Below are 8,412 nucleotides of genomic sequence, written 5' to 3'. Positions count from 1 at the left end.
TTCCAGTCCGGCGGCGTTTTTCATCTGTCTTCGCGGCCCAGGGGCCGCAGGCCGTTTCGGCCTCCCCAGTTTTTTGTTTGGCGGCGGCAGACCGCGCTGTCAGTGCACCGAGCCCGAACGCGGGCACAGGCCGCATTGCTGCAGGGCCTGTTGCATGCTGCACACCGAACGCCGACAAGCCACGACGCGGATGCCGCCGCGTTGCGCGGCGTTGCGGAAGGTTTTCATGACGTTGTGGCCCAGGAAGTCGGTCAGCAGGATGACCAGCTGGGTGCCCGAGGGCAGTTGCAACGTCTTCTTTTGATGCGAGGGATCACGGCCGCTGATGTGGTGCGTGATCGAAATATTGTGTCCTTTGAGCAGATCCGGGATGTTGCCGAGGCGGTCGGCGCCCACTACCACTGCACTTAATCCTGCCGTCATGATGAACCTCACTGGGTCGTTGAGACTGGATGTAATGATAATGATTCCTATTTTTTAGTCAACTCAAATGAGATCAGTTCTTATTTAATTATTTTTATGAGCCTATCAAAGGGGATAGCGCGGACCGCGACGCACCAAGAAAAAAGGCGCGCCGCCCAATGGCGCCGCGCCTTCAGTCCGCAGGGAACCGGGCTGCTACTTGGGCGTGCCCTGCACCGCCTCGGTTACCACCGCGCGGGTCAGCGAAGGCGCCAGCATTTCCAGGAAGGTGTAGACGTAGTCGCGCAGAAACACCCCTGCTTTCACGCCCACCCGGGTCGTATGCGTGCCGAACAGATGGCCCACGGGCAGGCCCACCAGATTGCCGTCGCGGCGCGGATCGTAGGCCACGCCCGCGATGATGCCGATGCCCAGGCCCACGTCTACGTAGGTCTTGATGACGTCGGCGTCGATGGCCTCCAGCACGATGTCCGGATGGATGCCCTGGTTGGCGAAGATTTCGTCTATGGTGCTGCGGCCGGTGAAGGCGCGGTCATAGGTGACGATGGGAAACTCGGCCAATTGCGCCAGCGACAGGCGCTTGGCGGCGCTGGAGGTCAATTCGGCCAGGGGATGATCCGGACGCACCACCACGGTGTGTTCCCAGGCATAGACCGGCAAGGTTGCCAGGCCGGGCGTCAAGGCCAGCGATTCCGTCGCCAAGGCCAGGTCGGCCTGCTCGTGCAGCACCATTTCGGCCAGTTGCGCGGGACTGCCTTCCGCCAGCGAGAGGTGCACCTTGGGAAATTGCTTGCGGAACGCGGGAATCACGCGCGGCAGCAGGTAACGCGCCTGGGTGTGGGTGCAGGCAATGACCAGGCCGCCCTCGTCGCGGCGTGCGAATTCGTCGCTGACCTTCTTCAAGTTGTCGACTTCTCGCATGATGCGATCGATGACCTGCGACACCGCCAGGCCGGGCTTGGTCAGCCCCTTGATGCGCTTGCCGTGCCGTTCGAAGATCTTGATGCCCAGTTCGTCCTCGAACTCGATGATCGCCTTGGAGACGCCGGGCTGTGAGGTGTAGAGCATCCGGGCGGCTTCGGTCAGGTTGAAGTCGCGCCGGATGGTTTCACGCACAAAACGAAATTGCTGCAGGTTCATGAATTGGCCCCTGATAGACGGGCCAATTATAAGTAATAAGGACACCTCGTTATATAACTTATTTATATAAGCTTACATGCGAGGCGTCCCCACTTCAGCGCATCGAGATCGTGGTGTTCACGCTCTTGGCATGGGCCGACCAGCGCGCAGTGACGGTCTTGGTCTGCGTCCAGAACTGCACCGCCTGCTTGCCGTTGGGGCCCAGGTCGCCCAGCTTGGAACCACGCGAACCGGTGAAGCTGAACCACGCCACCGGCACGGGGATCGGCACGTTGATGCCGACCTGGCCGACGTCGATGTTGTTCTGGAAGTAGCGCGCCGCGCCGCCATCCTGGGTGAACAACGCCACGCCGTTGCCGTTGGGGTTGCGGTTGATGAACGCCACCGCGTCCTCCAGCGTTTCCACGCCTACCACGCACAGGACCGGTCCGAAGATTTCCTCGGTGTAGATGGTCATGTTTTCGGTGACGCCGTCGAAAATCGTCGGGCCCACGAAGTTGCCCTGCTCGAAGCCGGCGACCTTCAGGCTGCGGCCGTCCAGCAGCAGCTTGGCGCCTTCGTCCACGCCCTTCTGGATCAAGCTTTCGACGCGCTTCTTGGCGTTGGGCGAAACCAGGGGGCCGAGGTCCGCTTCGCGGTCCATGCCGGAATTGACCTTGAGCTTCTTGGAGCGCTCGACGAAGTCGGGCAGCCAGTTGCGGGCTTCGCCCACCAGCACGGCCACGGACGAGGCCATGCAGCGCTGGCCGGCCGCGCCGAAGGCGGCGCCCACCAGCTGGTTCAGCGCGACCTCGGGATCGGCGTCCGGCAGGATCACGCAGTGGTTCTTGGCGCCCATCATGGACTGGCAGCGCTTGCCGGCGGCCGAGGCGCGGTTGTAGATCTCGGTGCCGACGCGGGTCGAGCCGATGAACGAGACCGCCTTGATGTCCGGGTGTTCGCACAGGCCGTTGGCGGTTTCCGGGCCGCCATGCACCACGTTCAGCACGCCAGGCGGCAGGCCGGCTTCCAGCGCCAGCTGCGCCAGGAACAGCGAGGAGGTCGGGTCCTGCTCGGAGGGCTTGAGGATGAAGGTGTTGCCGCAGGCCACGGCGATCGGGAACATGAAGCAAGGCAGCATGACCGGGAAATTGAACGCGGTGATGCCCGCACACACGCCCAGCGGCTGGATCAGCGTGTAGACGTCGATGCCGGACGCGGCATTTTCGGCGTACTCGCCCAGTTGCAGGTTGGCGATGGAGCAGGCGTGCTCCACGACTTCCAGGCCGCGGCCGACTTCGCCCTCGGCGTCCGGCAGGGTCTTGCCGTGCTCGCGGGTGATCATTTCGGCCAGCTTGCCGGAGTTGGCGCGCAGCAGTTCCTGGAACTTCAGCATGACGCGCATGCGAGCGCCCTGCCCGCTGTTGCGCCAGGTCTTGAAAGCCTCCTTGGCGTTGGAGATGGCCAGGTCCAGTTCTTCGCGCGTGGCGAAGGGCACCTTGGCGACGACCTCCTGGGTAGCGGGATTGATCACGTCCCGCCATTCGGTGGTTTTGGACTGCACGAGCTTGCCGCCGATCAATAGCGGAACGCGGGGGACTTCACTCATTTGATGCTCCTCACACTGCGTAGTCGATGCGGATGGAATCCGCGTCATGGATCTTCAGGCGCGCCGGCGGCCATGGCCTGCCGGCGCCCCAGGGTTTACTTCTTGACCAGCGGGCAGCTCGAATCCGCCAGGGGCTGGAAGGCCTCGGCGGCCGGGATGGTGGCCACCAGCTTGGAATAGTCCCAGCCGCCCTTGGACTCTGCCGGCTTTTTCACTTCATACAGGTACATGTCGTGGATCACGCGGCCATCGGGACGGATGGACGCGTTGCGCATGATCGGATCCTCGATGGGCAGCGCGCGCATCTTGTCGGCCACCACCTTGCCGTCGGTGCTGCCGGAAGCCGCGACCGAACGCAGGTAGTGCCGCACGCTGGAGTAAACGCCGGCCTGCGTCATGGTGGGCTTCAGGCCGCGGAAGGCCTTCTCGAAGCGCGTGGACCACTGGCGCGTGGCGTCGTCGTAGTCCCAGTAGAAGCCGTCCACGTACGACAGGCCCTGGGCGCTTTCCAGGCCCAGCGCGCGCAGGTCGGACAGGAAGATCAGCAGCGACACCAGACGCTGGCCGCCGGCCACGATGCCGAATTCACGCGCCTGCTTGACCGCGTTGACCGTGTCCTGGCCGCCGTTGGCCAGCGCCACGACCTGGGCCTTGGAAGCCTGCGCCTGCAGCAGGTAGGAGGCGAAGTCCGGCGCGTTCAGGGGATGGCGCACGCTGCCTGTCACCGTGCCGCCCAGCGCCTGCACGGCCTTGGCGGTATCGGCTTCCTGCGAGTGCCCGAAGGCGTAGTCCACGGTAATGAAGTACCAGGACTTGCCGCCGGCCCTCACCGTGGCCTTGGCACCGCCGGCGGATTGCGAATAGGTGTCGAACATCCAGTGGAAGCCCACGGGTGAGCATTCCTTGTTGGTCAGCGCCGTGGTCGCGGGACCGGAGAACATCACCACCTTGTTCTTTTCGCGCGCGATGCCCTGCACCGCCAGCGCCACCGCCGAGTTGGTCAAGTCGGCGATGGCGGTAACGCCGTCGCGGTCGAACCATTCGCGCGCCTTGGCCGCGCCCACGTCGGCCTTGTTCTGGTTGTCCGCGGACACCAGCTCGATCTTCATGCCCTTGCATTCCGCCGCCAGGCAGTCGTCGATCGCCAGTTGCGCCGCCGCCACCGAACCTGGTCCCCCCATGCCGGCGTAGGTGCCAGACATGTCCGTCAGAATGCCGATCTTCACTGGCGGCTTGTCCGCCGCCTGAGCCTGGCCGACCAATGCGGCGCCCAGACACAAGCCTACGGCCAGCCCGCGTGCGTGCAATTTCATGGATTTGTCTCCTGAGTTTTATGCGTTATGGCGCCGTCTGCGCGGCCTGCGGTCCCAGGGCTTGAGCCCCGGAGAGCCTGTCGACAGGCTCTGAGCCCGCCGACCCAGTGTAGATGTGTGAAAATCAACAAGCAACACTAGAAATGCACATTCCTTGTGCATTCATGCACAAGTGGAATTTGGCCGGCGGCGCGCTGCGCGGCCGGCCTGGGAGAGCCGGAAAGTGCTTGATTGGGACAGCCTGAGATATTTTCTGGAAGTGGCCCGCACCCAGCGGGTCAGCGCCGCCGCACGCAAGCTCGGGGTCGAACACACCACGGTGTCGCGGCGCATCCGCGCACTGGAAGCCGAGCTGGACACGCTGCTGTTCGAGAAGTCGCGCAGCGCGGGCTTCGTGCTGACCGAGGACGGCCAGCGCCTGTTCGTCCATGCCGAGCAGATGGAAAGCACCGTGCACTCCGCCCGTGAAAACCTGTCGGGCATCGGCCAGGCGCTGTCGGGCCATTTGCGCATCGGCGCCACCGAGGGCTTCGGCAGCTATGTGCTGACGCCGCTGGCGGCGGACTTCCAGCGCCGCTACCCGCACATCACCCTGGACATCCTGCCGGTGCCGCGCTTCGTCAGCCTATCCAAGCGCGAGGCCGATCTGGCCATCACCATCGAGCGCCCCCAGCGCGGCCCCTATGTGTGCAGCAAGCTGTGCGACTACACGCTGCGCCTGTACGGCACGCCCGGCTATCTGGCCCGCCATCCGCCGATCAGGGAGCGCGCGGACCTGGCCGAGCACACCTTCATCGGCTACGTCGACGAACTGCTGTTCAGCGAGCGGCTGCGCTATCTGGAAGACCTGCTGCCCGCCAGCAAGGTGGTGTTGCGCAGCACCAGCGTGGTGGCGCAATACCACGCCGCGTTGCAGGGCCAGTCGCTGGCGATCCTGCCCTGCTTCATCGCCGCGCAGGATCCGCGGCTGACGCCGGTGCTGGCGGATGAGGTCGAGATCACGCGCTCGTTCTGGATGTACTGCCATGAAGACCTGCGCAAGCTCAAGCGCGTGACGGCCCTATGGGATTTCATCCGCAAGTCGGTGCTGAAGAACGCCGACCTGCTGGCCGGCAAGGGCGGCACGATGAAGTACCTGCCCTGAAAACGCCGCGGCCCGCTCTGGGCGGGCCGCAAGGCGTCGGGTCTGGTGGCGTCAAGCGCTGTTCTTGGGCGCCTTCACGCGCAGGCGCCGCATCAGCAGGAAGACCGTCAGCGCCGCCACCGCGGCGTGGATCGCCCACACGCCCAGGCCGAAGCTGAGCTTGCCGTTGGAGATCCAGGCGCGCGACAGGTTGATCAGGTTCATGTACAGCAGGCCCACCAGGCCGGCGATGAGCAGGTCGCCCGATCGACCCAGGCGCGGATTGACGGCGCCCAGGGGAATCGCCAGCAGCGCCAGGTTCAGCGCGGCCAATGGCAGCGAGATGCGCCACATGACTTGCGACCAGCTGCTGTTGGTGTTGTCGGCGATCAGTTGGGGCGTGGTGCGCGCCTTGGCCGAGCGCTCCGCATTGGCGCGCGCTTCCGCCACGGGATCGCCGCCCGACTTGCTTTCCAGGCGCAGGCCGTACTTGTCGAAGTGCACCAGGCGGATCTCGGGGGTGCCCGGCTTCAGGTCGTAGCGATGGCCTTCGCCCAGCACCAGGAAGCGGTCGCCGTTGGGCATGGTTTCGCTGTGCGCCTTGCTTGCGGTCAGTACGCTGAGCCATTCGGGGCCGTTTTCGCGCGCGAACACATTGCCCAGTTCATCGCTGGGTGTAAGGGGATCTTCGGCGAAGAACACGCGGTTGCCGCCGGACGATTCCGCGAACTGGCCGGCCGTGACCTTGGACAGGTCGGACCGCTGCTCGAAGCGTTCGTGGTATTCGCCGATCTGGCGGTACGCCCAGGGCGCCGCCACCAGCGTCAGGCCCGCCACCGCCAGCGCCACGGGGATGGCGACGCGCAGCACCGGGCGGAGCCAATCGGCCAGCGACAGGCCGCTGGCGAACCACACCACCATTTCGGATTCACGGTAATTGCGCGTGACGGTGGTCAGGACCGCGATGAAGACGGAGACCGCGAGGATGGTCGGCAAGGCGGTAATGGTCGACAGCGCGGCCAGCACCACCACGACGTCGGCTCCGATGTTGCCGCCAGCGGCTTCACCGAGCAGGCGCACGAGCAGCACGCTGAGCCACACGATGAGCAACGTGGAAAAGACAACGCCAGCGTGACTGGTGATCTCGCTGACGACAGAGCGTTTGAATAGAGACATGGGAGAATATGCGGGATAATCGACCGCATTCTACACAGACGTACACGGGAAACCCTCATGGAATTTAGCACACAGACCACTGCTTCCCTGCACCAAGTCAAAACCGCCGCCCTGGCTGTCGGGGTGTATGCCGAAGGCGTGTTGAGCCCCGCCGCCGACCTCATCGACCGCGCCTCCAATGGCGCCGTGCGTTCGGTGGTCAAGGCCGAGTTCCGCGGCCGCGCCGGCTCCACGCTGACCCTGCGCAACCTGCCCGGCGTGTCCGCGCAGCGCGTGGTGCTGGTCGGCCTGGGCAAGCAGGAAGAGTATTCGGCCCGCGCCCACGCTTCGGCCGAGCAAGCCTTCGCCGCAGCCTGCGTGTCGGCCCAGTTGACCGAGGGCGTGTCCACGCTGGTCGCCAACCCGATCGCCGACGTGGCCGTCATCGCCCGCGCGCGCAGCGCCGCCATCGCGGCCGGCAGCGCCACCTATCATTACGACGCTAGCTTCGGCAAGCCCGACCGCGACGCCCGCCCCAAGCTCAAGAAGATCGTCCAGGTCGTCGAGCGCGCCGACGCGGCCCAGGCCCAGAAGGGCCTGCGCGAAGGCGGCGCCATCGCCAACGGCATGGACCTGACCCGCACGCTGGGCAACCTGCCCGGCAATATCTGCACGCCGACCTACCTGGGCGAAACCGCCAAGCGCCTGGCCCGCGAATTCAAGTCGCTGAAGGTGGAAGTGCTGGACCGCAAGCAGGTCGAAGCGCTGGGCATGGGCTCGTTCCTGTCGGTCGCGCGCGGCTCCGAGGAAGCGCTGCGCTTCATCGTGCTGCGCCACGCCGGCAACAAGGCCGCCAAAAAGACCGCCAAGGGCGCGCAAGGCCCCATCGTGCTGGTCGGCAAGGGCATCACCTTCGATGCTGGCGGCATTTCGCTCAAGCCCGCCGCCACCATGGACGAAATGAAGTACGACATGTGCGGCGCCGCCAGCGTGCTGGGTTCGTTCCGTGCCCTGGCCGAACTGGAGCTGCCGCTGGATGTGGTCGGCCTGATCCCCGCTTGCGAAAACCTGCCCAGCGGCAAGGCCAACAAGCCGGGCGACGTGGTCACCAGCATGGCCGGCCTGACCATTGAAATCCTGAACACGGATGCGGAAGGCCGCCTGGTGCTGTGCGACGCGCTGACCTACGCCGAACGCTTCAAGCCGTCCGCCGTCATCGACATCGCCACGCTGACCGGCGCTTGCGTGGTGGCCCTGGGCAACGTCAACAGCGGCCTGTTCTCCAAGGACGACGCCCTGGCCGACGCGCTGGCCGCCGCCGGCCGCCAGTCGCTGGACACGGCATGGCGCATGCCGATGGACGACGCCTACCAGGAACAGCTCAAGTCCAACTTCGCCGACCTCGCCAACATCGGCGGCCCGCCGGCGGGCGCGGTCACGGCGGCCTGCTTCCTCTCGCGCTTCGCCACCTCGTACCGCTGGGCCCACCTGGACATCGCCGGCACCGCCTGGCGCGGCGGCAAGGACAAGGGCGCCACCGGCCGCCCCGTGCCGCTGCTGATGCAGTACCTGCTGGACCAGGCTTGAAACCGCAGCAACGGAAGCCGGCATGACGCGCATCGACTTCGCCTTCGGCGCGCCCGACCGCTTGCGCACCGCCTGCCAGGTGG

The 8,412-nt window shown here is 65.5% G+C and carries 7 protein-coding genes; 2 read left to right on the top strand and 5 right to left on the bottom strand.

The genetic code is table 11. The features are described from left to right. Window positions 1-99 precede the first annotated feature (99 nt). The 4 genes from AC6LKD_RS32110 to AC6LKD_RS32095 form a co-directional block, all read right to left on the bottom strand. Window positions 100-423 (bottom strand): DUF2325 domain-containing protein, encoded by a 324-nt coding sequence (locus AC6LKD_RS32110; protein WP_013392254.1) that lies wholly within the window; start codon window positions 421-423, stop codon window positions 100-102. A 195-nt stretch (window positions 424-618) separates the two neighbouring features. Next, complete coding sequence (locus AC6LKD_RS32105; RefSeq protein WP_013392253.1) at window positions 619-1,563, bottom strand: CysB family HTH-type transcriptional regulator; 945 nt, start codon at window positions 1,561-1,563, stop codon at window positions 619-621. 94 nt (window positions 1,564-1,657) lie between these two features. Beyond that, window positions 1,658-3,151 carry a CoA-acylating methylmalonate-semialdehyde dehydrogenase gene (locus AC6LKD_RS32100; protein ID WP_013392252.1) on the bottom strand — a complete coding sequence of 498 codons (1,494 nt, stop codon included), beginning with the start codon at window positions 3,149-3,151 and terminating at the stop codon, window positions 1,658-1,660. A 95-nt stretch (window positions 3,152-3,246) separates the two neighbouring features. Then, window positions 3,247-4,464: an ABC transporter substrate-binding protein gene (locus AC6LKD_RS32095; protein WP_498118501.1), complete on the bottom strand. Its 1,218-nt coding sequence runs from the start codon at window positions 4,462-4,464 to the stop codon at window positions 3,247-3,249. A 223-nt stretch (window positions 4,465-4,687) separates the two neighbouring features. On the opposite strand from AC6LKD_RS32095, the gene AC6LKD_RS32090 reads away from it, so the two are divergent. Beyond that, window positions 4,688-5,608 carry a LysR family transcriptional regulator gene (locus AC6LKD_RS32090; RefSeq protein WP_492274806.1) on the top strand — a complete coding sequence of 307 codons (921 nt, stop codon included), beginning with the start codon at window positions 4,688-4,690 and terminating at the stop codon, window positions 5,606-5,608. A 51-nt stretch (window positions 5,609-5,659) separates the two neighbouring features. On the opposite strand, the gene lptF is transcribed toward AC6LKD_RS32090, so the two are convergent. After that, window positions 5,660-6,763, bottom strand: a complete 1,104-nt coding sequence (lptF, locus tag AC6LKD_RS32085; protein ID WP_013392249.1) for an LPS export ABC transporter permease LptF — start codon at window positions 6,761-6,763, stop codon at window positions 5,660-5,662. Window positions 6,764-6,820: 57 nt separating this feature from the next. Here lptF and AC6LKD_RS32080 point away from each other — a divergent pair, with 57 nt between their 5' ends. After that, window positions 6,821-8,329: a leucyl aminopeptidase gene (locus AC6LKD_RS32080; RefSeq protein WP_498118500.1), complete on the top strand. Its 1,509-nt coding sequence runs from the start codon at window positions 6,821-6,823 to the stop codon at window positions 8,327-8,329. Window positions 8,330-8,412 lie beyond the last annotated feature (83 nt).

It is taken from the genome of Achromobacter sp. D7-1 (assembly GCF_059760445.1).
This window is presented reverse-complemented; position numbering and strand designations above follow the sequence as displayed.

Coding starts and splice junctions, on each gene's coding strand:
- AC6LKD_RS32110 (WP_013392254.1), bottom strand. CDS start 423: ATGACGGCAGGATTAAGTGCAGTGGTAGTGGGCGCCGACCGCCTCGGC.
- AC6LKD_RS32105 (WP_013392253.1), bottom strand. CDS start 1,563: ATGAACCTGCAGCAATTTCGTTTTGTGCGTGAAACCATCCGGCGCGAC.
- AC6LKD_RS32100 (WP_013392252.1), bottom strand. CDS start 3,151: ATGAGTGAAGTCCCCCGCGTTCCGCTATTGATCGGCGGCAAGCTCGTG.
- AC6LKD_RS32095 (WP_498118501.1), bottom strand. CDS start 4,464: ATGAAATTGCACGCACGCGGGCTGGCCGTAGGCTTGTGTCTGGGCGCC.
- lptF (WP_013392249.1), bottom strand. CDS start 6,763: ATGTCTCTATTCAAACGCTCTGTCGTCAGCGAGATCACCAGTCACGCT.
- AC6LKD_RS32080 (WP_498118500.1), top strand. CDS start 6,821: ATGGAATTTAGCACACAGACCACTGCTTCCCTGCACCAAGTCAAAACC.